The sequence below is a fragment of the Kribbella sp. NPDC104740 genome, from assembly GCF_055583505.1.
On sequence record NZ_JBVJNV010000004.1, the window covers coordinates 178,542 to 194,794 of the forward strand.

A 16,253-nucleotide genomic window follows, 5' to 3' on the forward strand; every position below is an offset into this window, starting at 1 on the left:
AGACTTCCACTAGGCGAGAGGCTAGGACGGCTCGGTGGGATGCGCAAGAGGTCGGTGCATTCGTATTCACAAGCGTGGATCAGGCCCGGCGGGCGGTGCGCGGTAACCTCCGGCAGATGACGAGCACACCGCGGTCGCCGTACCTGATGAGGGCGGGACTCGTCCGCAACGTCCGCAGCGGCGAGCACCTGACCACCTTCGTGGTGTCCGGGGTGGCGACCGTGCTGATCACCCGGCTGATCCTGCAGCTGAGCGGCTACCCGCAGATCGGCGGCAAAGGGCTGCACATCGCGCACGTGCTGCCCGGCGGCCTGCTGATGCTGGTCGGCATCGTGCTCCTGCTCGCGTACGTCGGCCCGGTGGTGCGGCCGGCCGCGGCCCTGATCGGCGGTGTCGGCTTCGGTCTGTTCATCGACGAGGTCGGCAAGTTCGTCACCTCGGACAACAACTACTTCTACCAACCGACGGCCGCGATCGTGTACGTCGTGTTCGTGCTGATCGTGCTCGGCAGCCGGTTCGTGACGACGCGGCGGCCGATCGATCCGCGCGAACAGCTGGCGAACGTGGTCGACTTCGCGGTCGAGGGCGTGGCCGGTGGGCTCTCACGGCGTCGGCTGGCGCAGGCGTCGGAGCAGCTGCGACAGGTCGGGCCGGACGTGCGTGGGCGGCGCGAGACGCGTGCGCTGCTTGGTGCTGTGGAGCCGGACGAGGTCGAGCTGGCCGCGCCGGTCGACGCGGCCTGGCAGGCGTTGCGGCGGGGCTTCGACCGGCTGGCCACGCATCCGCTCGCGCCGACTGTTGCTGTCGGCGTACTGGTGGTGCAGGCGCTGGGAGCGCCGGCGATCGCTGCTGGGATTCGCTTCGATCGTGGGCAGTTGCTGACCGACTTCCCGGTGTTGGGCGTTGCGGCGGGGAGCGTGCTGTCGGCGACTTTCACGGTCCGAGGGGCGCTGCGGTTGCGGGTCGGTGATCGGGCGCGGGCGGTGCGGTTGTTCGAGCTCGCCGTACTGGTGTCGTTGCTGGTGACGCAGGTCTTTCAGTTCGCCGGAACGCAGTTCGCCGCGGTGGGCGGGATGCTGCTCGACCTGGTGCTGCTGGGGTTGCTCGGGGCGGAGCGCGATCGGCTGCGGCGCGAGGCCGAGCCGACCGCTGCGGTCATTGCCTCGAAGCAGCTGCCACCTGATGGTCCGTTGTTTCCTGAGGATCCGAACGACTCCGCCTAGGCTGCCGGCCGCCCCAGTTCTCGTTGCGCCCGAAGGCGAGCGGGGACATCGTGGCCAGGAAGTAGATCGCTCCGGAGGCCAGGAGTGCGGGTGTCATTCCGATCGTGGCGATCATCGCGCCGGCGACGACACCGCCCAGCGGTACGCCGACCCAGGCCATCGCGTCGCCGAGCGAGTTGACCCGGCCGAGCAGTGGGCGGGGGATCCGCTCGATGAACAGTGCGCCGAGCACCGGGTTGATGAAACCCGCGCCGACTCCGGCGGTCGCTGCGATGACGACGAGCGTCCAGAGCGGTGAGTCGAACGCCATCACGACGAAGCGCGGTGCGCCGCAGATCAGGAACGCGACGGTGAAGACGAGCATTCGCGGGAGCTTGTCGCCGATCGCGGAGGCCAGGCCTGCGAACAGCGAGGCCATCACGCTGAACGAGACCAGGACGAGGCTGATCTCCGGCGGGCCGAAGCCGTGGTCGCGGATCCAGACCGGGAGCATGACCGCGCTCCAGGCCATGTCGAACAGGTTGGTGACGGCGATCATGATCACGAGGGAGAGCAGGAGGCGGTCGCTGCGCAGGAACGTCCAGCCCTCGTGGAGTTGCTGGCGGTAGGTGCCTTCCTCGGCGTCGTCTTGTTTGTCGCTGTGCAGCGTGGGGATCCAGCGCTTGATCAGCAGCGCGCAGAGTCCGAACGAGGCGGCGTCGATCCACAGGGCGTTCACCTCGCCGACCAGAGCGATCAGCGCGCCCGCGAGCCCGAACGCGATCAGGCCGGCCAGTCGTTCGGTGGTGCTCTCCAAGCCGGTGACCCGCTCCAGCGGGACCTTCGCCGCGGTGGCGATGTCGGGGACGAGCGTGCCCTTGGCCGCGTCGCCTGGACCGCGGAGTGCTCCGGCTATGGCCACGACGACGAGCAGGCCGGCGAAGCTCAGTAGGTCGAGGGAATGAAGTAGAGGGATCAGCGCGACCACGAACATGCTGGCCGCGTCGGCCGTCACGCTGATCCGCTTCGCGCCGAGGCGGTCGATCAGCGGTCCGCCGACGGCCTTGCAGAGTACGAGCGGCAGCATCTCGGCGAGCGCGACCAGACCGGTCTTGAACGGCGAGCCGGTCGTCATCAGCACGAACCAGGGGATCGCGATCGCGCTCAGCCGGGTGCCGCAGATCGAGATCACGTTCGCCGCGAGGAACGCGATCAGCGGCGCTTTCTGCTGCCGGGTGCTCATTCCTGCTCCCACGGGAAGGTCTGGATCTGGACGCTGACCTTCTCCGTGCCTTCGGGGGCGGGCTGGGTCAGGTCGGTCCGGTACTTGTCGAACACGGCCATCAGCTCCTCGTTCAGCGCCTTGGCCTGCTCCGGCGTGAGGTGGAACGCCCAGTCGGACAGCATCGTCGCCTCGCGCCACTCCGGGTCGAGGGTCTGCCAGCCGTTGATCGCGCGGAACATGTTCTCGGCGTACGTCTGGCCGATGCCGTGCAGGAAGCCCATCGTCAGCTCCGGCTCGGTCTGCAGCAGCGCCGCGGCGTCGAAGTCGGTCCCCATGTGGGAGGCCTTCCACCACCGGTCGCGCGCGTTGCCGCGGCTCTCGTCGTCCTCGACCAGCCCGGCCTCGGCGAGCTGACGCAGGTGGTAGCTGGTGGCTCCGGTGTTGACGCCGAGACGCCCGGCCAGCGTGGTCGCGGTCTGCGGTCCGTGGATCCGCAGCAGGCCGACGATCCGGTTGCGCATCGGGTGCGACAGTGCGCGCAGGATCTTGCCTTCGAGCTGAATGTTGTCCTCACTCATGGTCTGAGCGTAGGACTGCAAAGACAGTTTGCAAAGAGGTTTTGCAAAACTTCTTTGCGGTTTGGTTGTCCACAGGTTCTGAAGTCGTCTCCGGGTCGCGGTCGGGATCGCGGCACCTTGTTCACGACAGCACCCAACACCTGGAGGTAGAACCCATGCTGCGAGTGATGCTCGAGGACTCTGACTACTGCGACGTCCCGGCCGACCTGATGACCTTCGACGACGGGGTCGTCGTGTTCTGGCGCGACGGCGAGGAGGTCGGGCGGCACCGGCAGGCCCGGATCCGCTCGCTGGAGCCGATCGCGACCCGGTCGATGACGCGCCGGATCGAGGCGGCCCGCAAGGCGCACCCGAACGCCTTCACGGTCTGGACCGAGGAGCAGGAGGAGCTGCTCCGGACGATGTGGAACGAGAAGGCGTCCCTGGACGAGCTGTGCAGCGCCCTCGGCCGCCAGCAGGGCGGGATCATCACCCGGCTGCGAGGGCTCGGGCTGATCGGCGAGGACGAGAAGATCAGCTGACCGGCGACACCCCGGACAGCGGCTGAACGAGACCCTTTTGTGACTCGAGGAGGAGGTCGGAGACAATGGCCCGATGCGTACCGAGCTGGAGCCGGTCTCGACCCCGGACATGGACCCGGGCGGCACGGACGGCGCGTCCGGTCCGCTGGGCGCGATCCGGGGTGCCCTGCTCGGCCGGGAGACCCTGGTCCGGGCGATCGGATCGGGGCGCCGCCGCGGCGCCGACGCCCCGGCGTACCACCGCGTCGAGCTGCGGTACGTCGACCTCAAGGCGGGCCGGCACCTGCAGGTCATGGAGTTCGACGAGCGGCAGTCCCACACCCGCAACGCCCCGGCCGGGAGTGCGGAGGCCGAGGCGGTGATCGACGAGCTGCTGCGCGCGCCGTACGGGAACTGGCACGTCGAGACGACCGCCGAGACGCTGCGGATGCGCTACACCAAGAAGGGGAAGCTGCTGCTGCACCGCGAGCAGGAGTCGCGCGAGCAGTGGACCGACCACGACCGGACCAAGCAGCGGCTGCTCGACCCGGCCGCGCCGTTCCTGGTCGAGCTCGGGATCAGCGACCACCACGGCCGGGTGAAGCCGTCGCGGCAGTCGAAGTACAAGCAGATCGAGGAGTTCTGCAAGCTGCTCGCGCCGGCCCTCGACGAGGCGGTCGCGGCGGGCCGGATCGCGACCGGCCGGCCGTTGCAGGTGGTCGACCTCGGCTGCGGCAACGCGTACCTGACGCTCGCGGCGTACCACCTGCTCACGGCCGCCGGGCACGACGTACGGATGATCGGGATCGACCACAACCCGGCGGCCCGCGCCCGCAACACCCAGCGGGTCGCGGCGCTCGGCTGGCAGGACCACCTGCGGTTCGTCGACGCGACCATCGCGGAGGCGCAGCTGGAGGTCCGGCCGGACGTCGTCCTGGCGCTGCACGCCTGCGACACGGCGACCGACGACGCGCTCGCCCGGGCGGTCGGCTGGGAGGCGCCGCTGGTCCTCGCGGCACCTTGCTGCCACCACGACATCCAAAAGCAGCTGAAGAGCGTCGTACCACCGGCGCCGTACGCGGCCTTGACGCGGTATGGCATCGTTCGGGAGCGGCTCGCCGACATGCTGACGGACTCGTTGCGTGTGGCGCTGCTCCGACAGGTCGGCTACCGGGTGGAGGTGGTGCAGTTCGTGGACAGTGAGCACACGCCCCGCAACCTCCTCCTGCGCGCCGCCCGAACCGGAGCGACCGCGGGCCCCGAGGTCCGGGCCGAGTACGAGGAGCTGGTCACGGCCTGGCAGGTCACGCCGCGACTCGCCACCCTGATCCAGCATCCCGACCGCAAGGCGGTGTCGTGAGCGCGCTCCGCACTCTCCTGGCCGCGACAGCAGCCGGCTTCCTCACCCTGACCGGCGCGGCTCTCCCCGCCGGGGCTGCCTCGGCGCTTCCCGCCGGTGCCTCGGGTTCGGCCGGCTTCGTCCCCGCCGCCCGGCAGGCTGACCCGCCGCCGGCCCCGAAGAAGCGCTTCACGATCCGCGACGACCGCGTCGACCAGTCCTCAGGCCTGGCCCGCAGCCAGAACTACGAAGGCGTCTGGTGGACGGTCAACGACTCCGGCGGCTCCGCCGAGGTGGTCGGTGTCGACAACGCCGGCAAGGTCCAGGCGGTGCTCGGCCTGAAGCCCCCGGTGAAGGACGTCGAGGCGATCGCGGTCGACAAGGGCGGCACGATCTACGTCGCCGACATCGGCGACAACAAGAAGAACCGCGACCTGGTCGAGATCTTCACGTTCCCCGAGCCGAGCAACCTCGAGGACGTCGAGGCGGTGAAGTTCCACCGCTACGACTTCGAGTACCCCGACGGCCCGCACGACGCCGAGACCCTGCTGATCGACCCCGAGTCGCGCCGCCTGTTCATCGTCACCAAGGTCACCTCCGGCAAGGCCGGCATCTACGCCGCCCCCGAGGAACCGTCGATCGAAGGCACCAACGAGCTCACCAAGATCGCCGACGCCCCCGCCGGCGTCACCGACGGCATCTTCCTCCCCGACGGCAGCCAAGCAGTCCTCCGCAGCCAAACCGACATCGCCACCGTCGAGTGGTCCGACGAACCCAACGTCATCGCCCGCACCGCCACCCCCACCGCCCAAGGCGACTCCATCGCCCTCAGCGACTCCGGCAACGCCCTCCTGATCGGCAGCAAGTCCTCCGCGATCTACGAGATCGCCGTCCCCACCCGCAAACCAGCCGCAACCCCCACCACCCCCAAACCCACCCCCACCCAAGCCGCCGACCCCACCGACTCCAGCACCCCCAAAAAGTCCCACAACCTCCGCTGGATCCTCATCGGCGCCGCCCTCTTCGCCATCCTCATCACTTTCTTGACGTTCCCCCCAGGCCGCCGAGAACGCCTAGACCGAATGGCCGAAAACGCCCGCCTAACCGGCCAACCCCCACCCGACCCCCACGGCCGCCGCCGCGCCATCTGACCGGCGTTCTCGAGCCCGTACCCCCACACCGCACTGCGCACTCGCACCGCAGACCCGCGCCGCACCGCGCACCCTGCGTCCGCGCACCCCGCACCCGCGCAGCACTGCGTACCCGCACCATGCCGCACCCACGTGCCGCCCCCTGCGCACCCGCACCGCCCCACGTTCGCGCACCGCACCCACGCACCCCGCGGCCTCACCGTGCTGCACCTACGCCGCCGCCACGTGCCTACGCCACACCCACGCACGCAGCCGGTCTCACCGCACTGCGCCCGCCTCCCCGCGCTTACCGCCGCCTCGCGCCCACGCCGACGCCGCCTGCACCCGCGCAGCACCGCGCCCGTACTCGCAACCTGCCCCGCGTACGCTCGCGCTGCTCACGCACTCGCGCCGCGACCACATCCCCCGCCGCCCCGTCCCCGCCCGAGCCGCATCGCACCCTCCCGAGTCCACGGCCGCGCCGCGCCCGGACCACATCGCACCCACCCGTGACTCGCCCGCCTGCACCGGCACCCGCAGCCGCCCGCGTCCTCGCCGAGCCTGCCCGCACCGCGTTCCCGCGCCTGCACCTGAAGCACCGCGCTCCCGCGCCTGCACCTGAAGCACCGCGCTCCCGCGCCAGCACCCCGTACGTCGCCCGCGCCCTGCACCGCGCTCGCGCCCCGCACCAACGCGCACCTCGCGCGCGCCCGCAATCCACCCGCTCGTGCCTGCGCCCACTTGCACTCGGCGCACCCACGCCGGAGCGCACCTAGTGCCAGCGCCCACTCCGTGCATCCGCACCCCGCGCCCCCGTGCATCCGTACCCCGCGTACCCGTGTGCATCCGCACCCTACGTACCCGCGTGCACGCCTCGCCGGCACCCGGCCCGTACTCCGAGCCCTCACACCCGCGCGAGCACCTCTCGCCAACATCCGGCCCACCTCGCGCCCACCTGCGGCGGCGCGCACCTCGGGCCCGGATCGTCGCCCGCGCGCACCAACACCCAGCGCCCCCGCCGCGCCAGCACCTCGCGCCGGTACCCGGCTAGCACCCCACGCCGACACGCGCCTGCCCACATCCAGCGAAACCGGGCCGCACCTGCTCCGACCCGCACCGTCCGACCGGTTGGTACCGACGCCGACGCGGTACGTGGAGCAGCCGTCAGGCCGGCTGCGGCAACCAGGTCTCGCGTCCCGCAGGGATCGTGCGGATCCCTCGCAGGTGCTCGACGAACGCGATCAGCCCGGGGTGCCGGTTGTCCTCGCGCCACACGATCGAGTGCGGGTACACCGGCGTCGGATCGACGATGTCGATCCGCCGCAGGTCATACGTCTCCGGCCACAGGTACCGCGACCCGGTACCGACGAACGTCGCGAGCTCAGCGGACCCCGCGAGCCGTTCGAGCATCACCTCGACGCCGAAGCTGGGCCCCGCGGTGTCGATCCGCAGCCCGAACTCCGCCGCGAGCTGCGGGTAGTACGCACCCCACTCGGTGCCGCCCTGCAGCCCTGGCATCCAAATCGAGTACGACGCGAGCTCGGCGAGCGTGAGCCGCCCAACCGACGCCAGCGGATGCCGAGGGCCGACCAGCAACTGGTGGAGGTCGTCGATCACCCGCTCCGCCCGCAACGGCGAACCGACCGACGCAGCCGGTTCCCGCAAGGACCGGAAGGTCGCGTCGACACTCGCGTCAGCCACCGCAGCGACAGCGGCCTCCGCCGAGGCGTCGGGCAGCGTCACGACGTCCAGCTCGATCGCCGGATGCTCCTGATGGAAGGCGAGCAGCGCCGTAGCCGGCGCGGTCCTCCGATTCAGAACATCGATCCGCAACGGCCGACGACCCCCGAGAACAGCCGCCTCCGCCCGCTCCGCGGCCCGGAGCAACTCCCGCGCGTACGGCAGAAACGCCCGACCGTCGGCACTGAGCTGCGCACCTCGCGGAGACCGAGCGAACAACAACACCCCAAGCTGCCGTTCCAACACGGCGATCCGCTTGGACACAGCCTGCTGAGTCACCCCAAGCTCATCGGCCGCCGCCTGAAACTGCCCCGCCTCGGTAGCCACCACGAACGTCCGCACCGCCCCGAGATCCACCCCGGCACTGTACGACGCCAACCACCGAAGAAACCGCCCCCGAGTCCCGCCGGGCAAGCAGCAAGCCGCCCGATCAGCCGCCGCGAACCCACCGGCGATCCGCCGGACACCCGGCGGGGATTCGAGCAGCAGGCGGCGCTCCGGTGTCCACTCAGCACCCGTGCAGGGTGCGAGGCGGCCTTCGAGATCGACCCTGCAAGGCGGACTCAGAGGCCGACCTCGAGCGCCGGGCGAGTGCAGGGGTGAGGCGGCGCTGAGGTTGGCCCCGAGCGCCGGGTGAGTGCAGGCGTGGGGCGGTGCCGAGGTCGACCCGAGCGCTGGGCGGGTGCAGGCGCGAGGCACCGAGGTCGACCCCGAGCCGCGCGCAAATACAGGCGCAAGCGGCCGCCGGGGTCGAGCGTGGACAACCGCGTGTTGTACCGGCCTGCGTGTCTGGTTGTTTGCGGTGCCGCTCGACCGGTTGGTTGGCTGCGCGGTATGGAAATCCTCCCGATCCCACCCGACTTCGGGGAGCGTGTCGCGCGCGCGATCCGGCTCACCGAGCAGCTCAACACCGTCCCGTACGACGACCAGCCAGCGATCCGTGCTAGATGGGGCGAGCTCACGGGGCGTGCCGTTGACGACACGTTCCGGTTGATCCCGCCGGTCTACTCCGATCACGGCGTCAACGTGCGGGTCGGCCGGCACGTTTTTGTCAACCAGGGCTGCCGTTTCAACGACGTCGGCGGGATCGAGCTCGGCGACCACGTGATGCTCGGCCCGAACGTCAGCCTGATCACCTCCGGCCACCCGGTCGCCCCCGCACAACGCCGCTCCGGCATCACCGCGGCTCCGATCCGGGTCGGCGCGAACGTCTGGATCGGGGCCTCCGCGATCATCCTCCAAGGAGTCACCATCGGCGCCGACGCGGTAGTAGCCGCCGGTGCCGTCGTCACCCGCGACGTCCCACCCCGCACCCTTGTCGCCGGTACGCCCGCCCGCGTTGTCCGCCAGCTCGACTGACGCATCCGCCCTCCCGTTGTCGCGGTCAACACGGCCGGGCGGGGGAGAGGTGCACGCGATCAGCGTTGCGGTGTGCGCAGGGTTCCCACCATGCGCAGCTGCGCGCATGGCATCACGTCGAGCGCCGTTGCTGTCGGTGGAGGTTCGGATCCGGTCGCGCTCGCGCGGCGCGGCGCCGCGTAGCTGTAGCTGCCGCCGCGGTCAGTCCCGGCTCCCACGGACCGACCTCACCAGCAGCGCGCCGAGCGTGATCGCCCAGCACACTCCCGCCAGGCCCGCGACGAGCTTGCCCAGATAGGTGACAGATGGAAGAGCGACAAGATTCCCCAAGGCGATCGACGCCGTGCTGAACATCCCCAGCGGGAACACGATGCTCCACAGCCCGAGCTCATACCGCGCCCGGTAGTGGCCCGCGGCATACCGCCACGCGCCAAGCGCCAGCAGCAGGGGGATCCACCAGGTGCCGAAGGACCAGAGGGCGAAGGCGGCGCCGGTGATTGCGGGGCGGAGGTCTTCGACGAAGGTGGGTTCGGGGCGTACGTCGAGGAGGCGGATGGCGGCCAGGGAGGAGATTGCCGTTGCCCCGCTGAGGATCCAGTAGCTCGGGAGCAGCGAGTCGCTTGTCATCGGTCTCGTGAGGAGTCGGCTCAGGACCAGCGCTGCGAGGATGAGGTAGAGGAGGACGCCGCTGCTCCACAGGCCGAAGGCGATGGCGGCGACGGCTGGGAGGTTGAGGTCGACTGTGCAGACGACCAGGCAGAGTGACTCCAGGGCGACCACCCAGAGCAGCCAGCTCCCGTCCGGGCCGGGCTCGTCCGCCCGTGTGCCAGACCGTACGACGAGCGCAGCCGGTACGACGTACAGCGTGACGACGCCGACCACCACCGCGAAGACGGCGAAGCCGACGGCGACTGTGTCGAGTCCAGCCGACTTGAGCCGTACGGCGAGAACGCTCGCGGCGGCCACGACCGTGAAGTACCCGAAAGCCTGTGGCGGCTTCTTGAAGCTGCTCACCACCGCACCTGGCATCACGATCAGCCGTGCGACCGCGACTCCCAGCAGGAGCACGAAGCCAATCAGTGCTGCCACCAGCGGAGGGATCGACCACCCACCGGCCCCAGCGCGCTCGAGCGCGGTGGACGTGATCCCCGACCCCATCACCACCGAGAACGCGGCGGGCGGCCACTCCCGTACGCCGGCCAGCACGGACCCTCCCAGCGCCCGTACGCCGGCCAGCACGGACCCACCCACCGCCCTGACGCCGCCCCGCACGGACTCACTCAGCGCCCGCCCAACGCTCCCAACAGCCACCTCACCACCCCGCGCTCAGATGCTCTGCCGGTAGCCGAAGAACTCATGGTCGTTGTTGTAGCCGCCGAGCCCGCCGCCGATCTCCTCCAGATCCGCGACGAACTCGATGCCCTTGATCCACTTGACCATCTTGAAGCCGTGCTGCGTCTCGTTGCGCAGCCGCACGGGCGCGCCGTGGTGGAAGGGCAGCGGGCCGCCGTTCATGTCGAGGGCGAGCATCGTCAGGTGGTAGCTCATCTGCTCGATCGGCTGGACGTCGTAGTAGATGCCCTCCTCCGACCCCTGCGCGAACGAGTAGAAGACGACCCACCGCGCCTCCGGGACCGGCTTCACCACGTTCAAAACCGTCTGCATCGAGACGCCGCCCCACTTCGCGACGCCCGACCAGCCCTGGATGCAGAAGTGCTGGGTGATCTGCTCGTGCCCGGCCATCGCGCGCAGGTCGTCGAGGCTGAGCGCGACCGGGTTCTCGACCATCCCGTACACCTGCAGCCGGTAGTCGCGGAAGTCCCCGGCCTGCAGTTCCAGGTACTCCGGAGTGTCCGGCAGCCGCCCGTTGGCCCAGAAGTACGGCGAGATGTCGGCGTCGGTGTACCGGCCGGGTTCGGAGTCGATGTGCTCGAACAGCCGTTGCGCCGGCCCGATCAGCGCGAAGCCGATCCGGCGGACGAGTCGCGGGTGGCGGTAGGTGGCCGGCGTCGCGGCGACCCACGCGACGACCACCACGGCCATCGACGCCGCGAAGATCCCGAAGCCGAGCCAGGAGTCGCCGTCGTTGGCGGCGTACATGTGGTTGAGGTTGCGCAGGGCACCGGTCGTGAAGACCAGCGTCACGTGCACGACCACGAAGAACACGAACCAGACCATCACCAGGAAGTGCAGCGACCGCGCCAGCTGGATGCTGAGCACCGAGCTGAGCCGGTGGAAGCGCGTCGACAGCGCCGGCGACATCCCGAGCCCGGTCAGCAGCGCGAGCGGCGCCGCGACGAAGACGGTCAGGAAGTACGCGAGCAGCTGGAGGCTGTTGTAGCCGTTCCACCCGTTCTCCAGCGGCCAGTCGAGCGACAGGTACTGGATCCCCACCGACACCGCGCCGGGGAAGATCTCCCACCCGGTCGGCACCAGGCGCCGCCACTGCCCGGTCGCGAACAGCAGCACGAAGAACACGATCCCGTTCAGCAGCCACAGCACGTCGATCCCGAGGTGCCACCACCGCGCGAGGCCGATCGAGTGCCGCCGCCCGGGTAGCCCGACGTGGTCGGGCAGGGTGAGCGAGTCCGCCTTCGCCGTGTACGCCGGGTCGTCGGGCACCGCCCGGTTCATCCGGTACCACTCCGAGCCGGGCGTGGAGTGCTTCGACCAGTACAGCCGCGGGTGGTCGGCGAGGATCGACAGGCCCGAGCGGATGATGAAGATCATCAGGAACAGGTTCAGGAAGTGCTGCCAGCCGAGCCACGCCGGGATGCCCACCGGCGTACCGGCGGCCTGAGGCGCCGCACCGGGATGCCGCTCGATGAACGCCTGTACGCCGGAAGTGCCGCGCAGCCCCTGGGCGACCGCGACCCCGGCGATCAGCAGCACGCCGCCGATCGGCAGCAGCCAGAGCAGGTTGAACCACTTGCTCCGCCCGATCCGCACCCGCGGGGCGACGCCGTACTGCGCGGGCAGTCCGCCGGCCCACCGGTCGCCGACCCGCTCGTGGTGCTCGGTGTCCAGCTCGTCGCGAAAGCCCGGGTTCGTCACGGCGTGGTCCTTCCAGGTCAGCTCCGGACGGTCCCAACCCGATCAGTCTAAGCACGCGCTCCCGCGCCGCAGGGCCCTCGAACCCTGCGGTTTCGTCGCGATCCGGGGACGGGCCGGACCGCCGGGTCTCTACGATGGCGCCTCATGAGGTGGTGGAGCCGGGAGGCGGCGCGACAGTTGCTGGCGATGCCGTTGGGCGTGCTGTGCGCGCTCGTGCCGGGCGAGCTGGTGGTGAAGATGCTGGCGGCCTGGGACTTCTACGCCGTCGGGTACCTGACGCTGACCTGGCTGGCCTACCGCAAGCTCGGCCCGGCCGAGGTGCGCGCGATGGCGCTGGGGTCGCGGCGGCGGCGGCGGTTGACCGACCGGCTGCTGGTGTCGCCGCCGGAGCAGGTCTCGCAGGGTGCCGCGGTGGTGGCGCTGGTGGCGACCGTGATCGCGATGCCGAACGCCCGCGACCTCGGGGCGCCGCCGAACCTGGTCGTCGCGATCTGCGTGTTCGCGGTCCTGAGCTGCTGGCTGACCCTGCAGATCGGGTTCGCGATCGCCTGCTCGAGCCTGTACGCCGAGGAGGGCGGCCTGGAGTTCCCGGGCGCGCAGGGCGACCCGGCAGTGGTCGACTTCGCCTACTTCGCGGTCGCGGTGGGGACGACGTTCGGGACCACCGACGTCACCGTGACAAGTCGCCGGATGCGGCGGCAGGTGCTGTTCCACGGCGTGCTGGCGTTCTTCTTCAACACCTTGATCCTGGCCGTGGCGATCACGATCGTCACCTCGTACCTCGCGGGCGCCTGAGAGGCCCCGGCCGGACCGGCCGGGGCTCTCTCCGTACCAGGCTCAGCGCAGCGCGTCGACGGTGAAGTCGATCGCCTGGGTCAGCTTCTCGACGTCGTCGGGGTCGACGGCCGGGAACATCGCGACCCGCAGCTGGTTGCGGCCGAGCTTGCGGTACGGCTCGGTGTCGACGATGCCGTTGGCGCGCAGCGTCTTGGCGACCGCGGCGGCGTCGATCGAGTCGTCCAGGTCGATGGTGCCGATCACCAGCGAGCGGGCCTCGGCGTCCTCGACGTACGGCGTCGCGTAGTCGGACTTCTCGGCCCAGGTGTACAGCCGGTTGCTGGAGTCGGTGGTGCGCGCGACGCTCCACTCCAGGCCGCCCTGGCTGTTGATCCAGTCGGTCTGTTCGGCCATCAGGAACAGCGTGGACAGCGACGGCGTGTTGTAGGTCTGGTTCTTGCTGGAGTTGTCGATCGCGGTCGCGAGATCCAGGAACGCCGGGATCCAGCGGCCGCTCGCGGTGATCTCCTCGACCCGGGCCAGCGCGGCCGGGGACAGGATCGCGATCCACAGGCCGCCGTCGGAGGCGAAGCACTTCTGCGGCGCGAAGTAGTAGGCGTCGACCTCGTTCAGGTCGACCGGCAGACCGCCCGCGCCGGAGGTCGCGTCGATCGCGACCAGGGCGCCCTCGTCGGCGCCGGCGACGCGCTTGACCGGCGCCATCACGCCGGTGGAGGTCTCGTTGTGCGGCCAGGCGTACAGGTCGACGCCGGCCTCGGCGACCGCGACCGGACGGGTGCCCGGGTCGGCCTTGACCACCGTCGGCTCACCCAGGTGCGGCGCCTGCTGCGCGGCCTTCGCGAACTTCGAGGAGAACTCGCCGAAGCTCAGGTGCTGGCTCTTCTCCCGGATCAGCGCGAACGTCGCGATGTCCCAGAACGCGGTCGACCCGCCGTTGCCGAGCACCACCTGGTACCCGTCGGGCAGGTTGAACAGGTCCGCGACGCCGTCCTGCACGCGCTTGACCAGGTTCTTCACCGGCGCCTGCCGGTGCGAGGTGCCGAGCAGCTTCGCGCCCTCGGTCGCCAGCGCGGCGACAGCCTCGGGGCGGACCTTCGACGGTCCGGCGCCGAACCGGCCGTCGGCGGGCTTGAGCTCTGCGGGAATGACAATGTCGCTGGTCACCAGCGGTGTCCCTTCGTCGTCTGGCTGGTTCCTCGCCGACGACGCTGTCAGCACTCTCCAGTCTTCCACACCCCCGGCACACCCCTCCACCGGCCCCAGATCGCGGACACCGACAGTTCGGCGTACGCCGAAACGACCCGGCACTAGCGTGCCGGTATGGGACAAGAGGCGGTACGGCGGCGGTACCTGGAGATCAACGGCACGCACCCGATGACGCCGGCGGACGACGCCTACGTCACCCGTCAGTACCGGGAGCTGGGCGAACTGTGCGAGGAGACCGGGTACGACGTGGACGAGGTGCGCGGCTGGATGCTCGACGGGCGGCTGCCGATCCCGAGCTACCTGCGCTCGGACGGCGCGGAGATGGTGCCGGCGGATCTGTTCGCGCCGGCCGCTGAGGTCGGGCTCGACAACGTGCGCGAGTGGTTCGTGGGCCAGTGGGCGGATCCTGCGACGGCTGACGAGGAGTGGGAGTCGTACCTGAGTGGGCAGAACGTCTGCCTGCGCTCGGTCACGCCGGTGACGATGCAGCGCAAGACCGCGCTGCTCGAGGCGATCGACCGGACGACGGACCCGGTGGAGCTCACGACGTACGTGGACGAGCTGGACGCGCTGGAACCTGAGTTCACGGGGTACGACCGGCTGCGGTTCGACGGTCCGGTGTCGCGGGACACGCACATCACGGCGGTCCGGCAGCGCCTGTCGCAGCACGCTTCGGAGAGCTCGCTGCCCTGACGACCCGGCCGCGCTGCGCCGGTGCGTGGTCGCGCTGCGCCCTAGAGTTGGTGGATGGTGTTCTTCGGTGGGCTGCTGGCGTTGATCGGGCTGGTGACGCTCGTCTTCAGGGACGGGGACGTCGCCGGGGTGCCGGCGGTGGGGCTCGGGGTCGTGCTGCTGGTGCTGGGTGCGGCAGCCGTCGGGCTGGGGCTGTGGCGGAAGCAGGTCGTACGCCGCCGCAGGCGCGAGCGTGGCGAGCCGGAGCCGGTGGGGGACGTGTTCGAGCGGGCGAAGGCGCTGCCGCGGCTGATCCGGGCGGCGCGCAGCGGGCAGTACCCGGGGTTGCCGACGAGCCGGATGGCCCTGTGGGGCTTCGCCGTGCTGTACCTGGTGTCGCCGATCGACGTACTGCCTGAGCTGCTGCCGATCATCGGGGTGGCCGACGACGCTGGTGTCGCCGCATGGCTGTTCACCAGCGTGTCGACCGCCGCCGGGCTGTACCTGCGGCACGAGCGCGACCAGGAGAAGCGCCTGCGGCCCTGAGCCGGTCGCGCGCGGCGGCTACTCGTGCTTGCGGGAGATCGACTCCGTCCCCGTCAGTACGGCGACCGGCCCGTCCTCCGTCTCCACCCACTCACCACACTCGCCGCCTCCTACCGAGACGCCCAGCTCCAGCGTCGTACCGTCCATCCGGAGCACCGGGTGGTAGTACTCGGCGACCTGCTCGGCCTCGCCCTGGATGTAGTGGCCGATCAGCGCGCGCCGGAAGCGGTCATCGGTGACGTTCGGCGCGCTGCCGTGGACCAGCGCGCCGTGGAAGAACAGCACGTCGCCCGGCTCCATCACCACCGGTACGGCGGCGTCCGGCGCGGGCAGCGGGACGGTGATGTCGGTGAAGCTGACCTTCGTGTCGGCCTTCTCCGTGCACAGGATCGGCCAGCGGTGGCTGCCGGGGACGACCTGCAGACACCCGTTCGCGACGTCGACGTGATCGAGCGCCATCCAGGCGGCGACGCAGGTGCCCGGCTCGGCCTTCAGGTAGAAGTTGTCCTGGTGCAGCGCCTGGCCGCGGGAGCCCGGGGGTTTGAAGTAGAGCATCGTCTGCACGGCGTACGGCGACCGCCCGAGGATCGCGGTCATCACCTGGTCGAGCCGGTCGTCGATCATCCACTGCAGCGACAGCTCGTCCCAGCGGTGCATCTGGGCCATCCGCGGGTACCGCTTCAGCGGGTCGCGGCTGCCGGCCTCGACACCGACGAGGTCGTTGGCGTACCGGTCGCGCTTGCGGAGCACCATGTAGTGCTCGCGCAGCTGCTCGACCTCGGCGGTGCCGAAGAGCCCGCGCGCCAGCGTGTACCCGTCGCGGTCGAACTCGTCCTTGAACGAAACGCTCATCCCTGCCTCCTCTGGTACGTCTAGTCTGAAAGCCGGCAACGCGAACGGCGAT

General features: G+C 70.3%; 15 protein-coding genes and 1 pseudogene. 8 read left to right on the plus strand and 8 right to left on the minus strand.

Going from position 1 to position 16,253, the window contains the following annotated elements; all coding sequences use genetic code 11:
• Window positions 1–116: 116 nt before the first annotated feature.
• On the plus strand, window positions 117–1,223 hold the full coding sequence (locus tag ACZ6Z4_RS21830; protein WP_465567320.1) for a hypothetical protein: 1,107 nt from the start codon (window positions 117–119) through the stop codon (window positions 1,221–1,223).
• Here the strand turns inward: ACZ6Z4_RS21830 and ACZ6Z4_RS21835 are convergent.
• Both ACZ6Z4_RS21835 and ACZ6Z4_RS21840 read right to left on the minus strand, forming a co-directional pair.
• Complete coding sequence (locus ACZ6Z4_RS21835) at window positions 1,156–2,445, minus strand: MFS transporter (protein WP_465567324.1); 1,290 nt, start codon at window positions 2,443–2,445, stop codon at window positions 1,156–1,158. The genes ACZ6Z4_RS21830 and ACZ6Z4_RS21835 overlap by 68 nt on opposite strands.
• Window positions 2,442–3,005 (minus strand): ArsR/SmtB family transcription factor, encoded by a 564-nt coding sequence (locus tag ACZ6Z4_RS21840; RefSeq protein ID WP_465567327.1) that lies wholly within the window; start codon window positions 3,003–3,005, stop codon window positions 2,442–2,444. Before ACZ6Z4_RS21840 ends, ACZ6Z4_RS21835 begins: the two co-directional genes overlap by 4 nt.
• A 167-nt stretch (window positions 3,006–3,172) precedes the next feature.
• Between ACZ6Z4_RS21840 and ACZ6Z4_RS21845 the strand changes: the two genes are divergently transcribed.
• The 3 genes from ACZ6Z4_RS21845 (at window position 3,173) to ACZ6Z4_RS21855 (ending at window position 5,995) form a co-directional block, all read left to right on the plus strand.
• Complete coding sequence (locus ACZ6Z4_RS21845) at window positions 3,173–3,526, plus strand: hypothetical protein (protein ID WP_465567330.1); 354 nt, start codon at window positions 3,173–3,175, stop codon at window positions 3,524–3,526.
• Window positions 3,527–3,599: 73 nt separating this feature from the next.
• Window positions 3,600–4,865, plus strand: coding sequence for a class I SAM-dependent methyltransferase (locus tag ACZ6Z4_RS21850; RefSeq protein WP_465567332.1), 1,266 nt, complete (start codon window positions 3,600–3,602; stop codon window positions 4,863–4,865).
• Window positions 4,862–5,995 (plus strand): hypothetical protein, encoded by a 1,134-nt coding sequence (locus tag ACZ6Z4_RS21855; RefSeq protein ID WP_465567335.1) that lies wholly within the window; start codon window positions 4,862–4,864, stop codon window positions 5,993–5,995. The genes ACZ6Z4_RS21850 and ACZ6Z4_RS21855 overlap by 4 nt, the downstream gene beginning before the upstream one ends.
• Window positions 5,996–7,138: 1,143 nt before the next feature.
• Here ACZ6Z4_RS21855 and ACZ6Z4_RS21860 read toward each other — a convergent pair.
• Window positions 7,139–7,807: a LysR substrate-binding domain-containing protein gene (locus ACZ6Z4_RS21860; RefSeq protein ID WP_465569249.1), complete on the minus strand. Its 669-nt coding sequence runs from the start codon at window positions 7,805–7,807 to the stop codon at window positions 7,139–7,141.
• A 90-nt stretch (window positions 7,808–7,897) separates the two neighbouring features.
• Window positions 7,898–8,413 (minus strand): annotated as a pseudogene (locus ACZ6Z4_RS21865) (helix-turn-helix domain-containing protein); the annotation flags it as partial.
• A 135-nt stretch (window positions 8,414–8,548) separates the two neighbouring features.
• Here ACZ6Z4_RS21865 and ACZ6Z4_RS21870 point away from each other — a divergent pair.
• Window positions 8,549–9,073, plus strand: a complete 525-nt coding sequence (locus tag ACZ6Z4_RS21870) for a DapH/DapD/GlmU-related protein (protein ID WP_465567338.1) — start codon at window positions 8,549–8,551, stop codon at window positions 9,071–9,073.
• Between the two features lie 201 nt (window positions 9,074–9,274).
• Here the strand turns inward: ACZ6Z4_RS21870 and ACZ6Z4_RS21875 are convergent, their stop codons facing one another.
• Both ACZ6Z4_RS21875 and ACZ6Z4_RS21880 read right to left on the minus strand, forming a co-directional pair.
• Window positions 9,275–10,324 (minus strand): tellurite resistance/C4-dicarboxylate transporter family protein, encoded by a 1,050-nt coding sequence (locus ACZ6Z4_RS21875; protein ID WP_465567341.1) that lies wholly within the window; start codon window positions 10,322–10,324, stop codon window positions 9,275–9,277.
• 75 nt (window positions 10,325–10,399) lie between these two features.
• A complete protein-coding gene (locus ACZ6Z4_RS21880) occupies window positions 10,400–12,127 on the minus strand; it encodes a molybdopterin-dependent oxidoreductase (protein WP_465567344.1) in 1,728 nt (575 codons plus the stop codon).
• A gap of 144 nt (window positions 12,128–12,271) precedes the next feature.
• Between ACZ6Z4_RS21880 and ACZ6Z4_RS21885 the strand changes: the two genes are divergently transcribed.
• Entirely contained in the window at window positions 12,272–12,922 is a 651-nt protein-coding gene (locus ACZ6Z4_RS21885) for a DUF1345 domain-containing protein (RefSeq protein WP_465567347.1), read from the plus strand.
• Between the two features lie 42 nt (window positions 12,923–12,964).
• On the opposite strand, the gene serC is transcribed toward ACZ6Z4_RS21885, so the two are convergent.
• Window positions 12,965–14,089, minus strand: coding sequence for a phosphoserine transaminase (serC, locus tag ACZ6Z4_RS21890; RefSeq protein WP_363665821.1), 1,125 nt, complete (start codon window positions 14,087–14,089; stop codon window positions 12,965–12,967).
• A 156-nt stretch (window positions 14,090–14,245) separates the two neighbouring features.
• Here serC and ACZ6Z4_RS21895 point away from each other — a divergent pair, with 156 nt between their 5' ends.
• The gene (locus ACZ6Z4_RS21895; protein WP_465567350.1) at window positions 14,246–14,824 is read left to right on the plus strand and encodes a DUF6058 family natural product biosynthesis protein; all 579 of its coding nucleotides are present in this window, start codon (window positions 14,246–14,248) and stop codon (window positions 14,822–14,824) included.
• Window positions 14,825–14,878: 54 nt separating this feature from the next.
• Window positions 14,879–15,349 (plus strand): YkvA family protein, encoded by a 471-nt coding sequence (locus ACZ6Z4_RS21900; protein ID WP_465567353.1) that lies wholly within the window; start codon window positions 14,879–14,881, stop codon window positions 15,347–15,349.
• An 18-nt stretch (window positions 15,350–15,367) separates the two neighbouring features.
• Here the strand turns inward: ACZ6Z4_RS21900 and ACZ6Z4_RS21905 are convergent, their stop codons facing one another.
• On the minus strand, window positions 15,368–16,201 hold the full coding sequence (locus ACZ6Z4_RS21905) for a phytanoyl-CoA dioxygenase family protein (protein ID WP_465567356.1): 834 nt from the start codon (window positions 16,199–16,201) through the stop codon (window positions 15,368–15,370).
• Between the last annotated feature and the right edge of the window lie 52 nt (window positions 16,202–16,253).

Bases quoted from the DNA above. Each gene is read 5' to 3' on its own strand.
- ACZ6Z4_RS21830 (WP_465567320.1), top strand. From the start codon at position 117: ATGACGAGCACACCGCGGTCGCCGTACCTGATGAGGGCGGGACTCGTC.
- ACZ6Z4_RS21835 (WP_465567324.1), bottom strand. From the start codon at position 2,445: ATGAGCACCCGGCAGCAGAAAGCGCCGCTGATCGCGTTCCTCGCGGCG.
- ACZ6Z4_RS21840 (WP_465567327.1), bottom strand. From the start codon at position 3,005: ATGAGTGAGGACAACATTCAGCTCGAAGGCAAGATCCTGCGCGCACTG.
- ACZ6Z4_RS21845 (WP_465567330.1), top strand. From the start codon at position 3,173: ATGCTCGAGGACTCTGACTACTGCGACGTCCCGGCCGACCTGATGACC.
- ACZ6Z4_RS21850 (WP_465567332.1), top strand. From the start codon at position 3,600: ATGCGTACCGAGCTGGAGCCGGTCTCGACCCCGGACATGGACCCGGGC.
- ACZ6Z4_RS21870 (WP_465567338.1), top strand. From the start codon at position 8,549: ATGGAAATCCTCCCGATCCCACCCGACTTCGGGGAGCGTGTCGCGCGC.
- ACZ6Z4_RS21885 (WP_465567347.1), top strand. From the start codon at position 12,272: ATGAGGTGGTGGAGCCGGGAGGCGGCGCGACAGTTGCTGGCGATGCCG.
- ACZ6Z4_RS21895 (WP_465567350.1), top strand. From the start codon at position 14,246: ATGGGACAAGAGGCGGTACGGCGGCGGTACCTGGAGATCAACGGCACG.
- ACZ6Z4_RS21900 (WP_465567353.1), top strand. From the start codon at position 14,879: ATGGTGTTCTTCGGTGGGCTGCTGGCGTTGATCGGGCTGGTGACGCTC.
- ACZ6Z4_RS21905 (WP_465567356.1), bottom strand. From the start codon at position 16,201: ATGAGCGTTTCGTTCAAGGACGAGTTCGACCGCGACGGGTACACGCTG.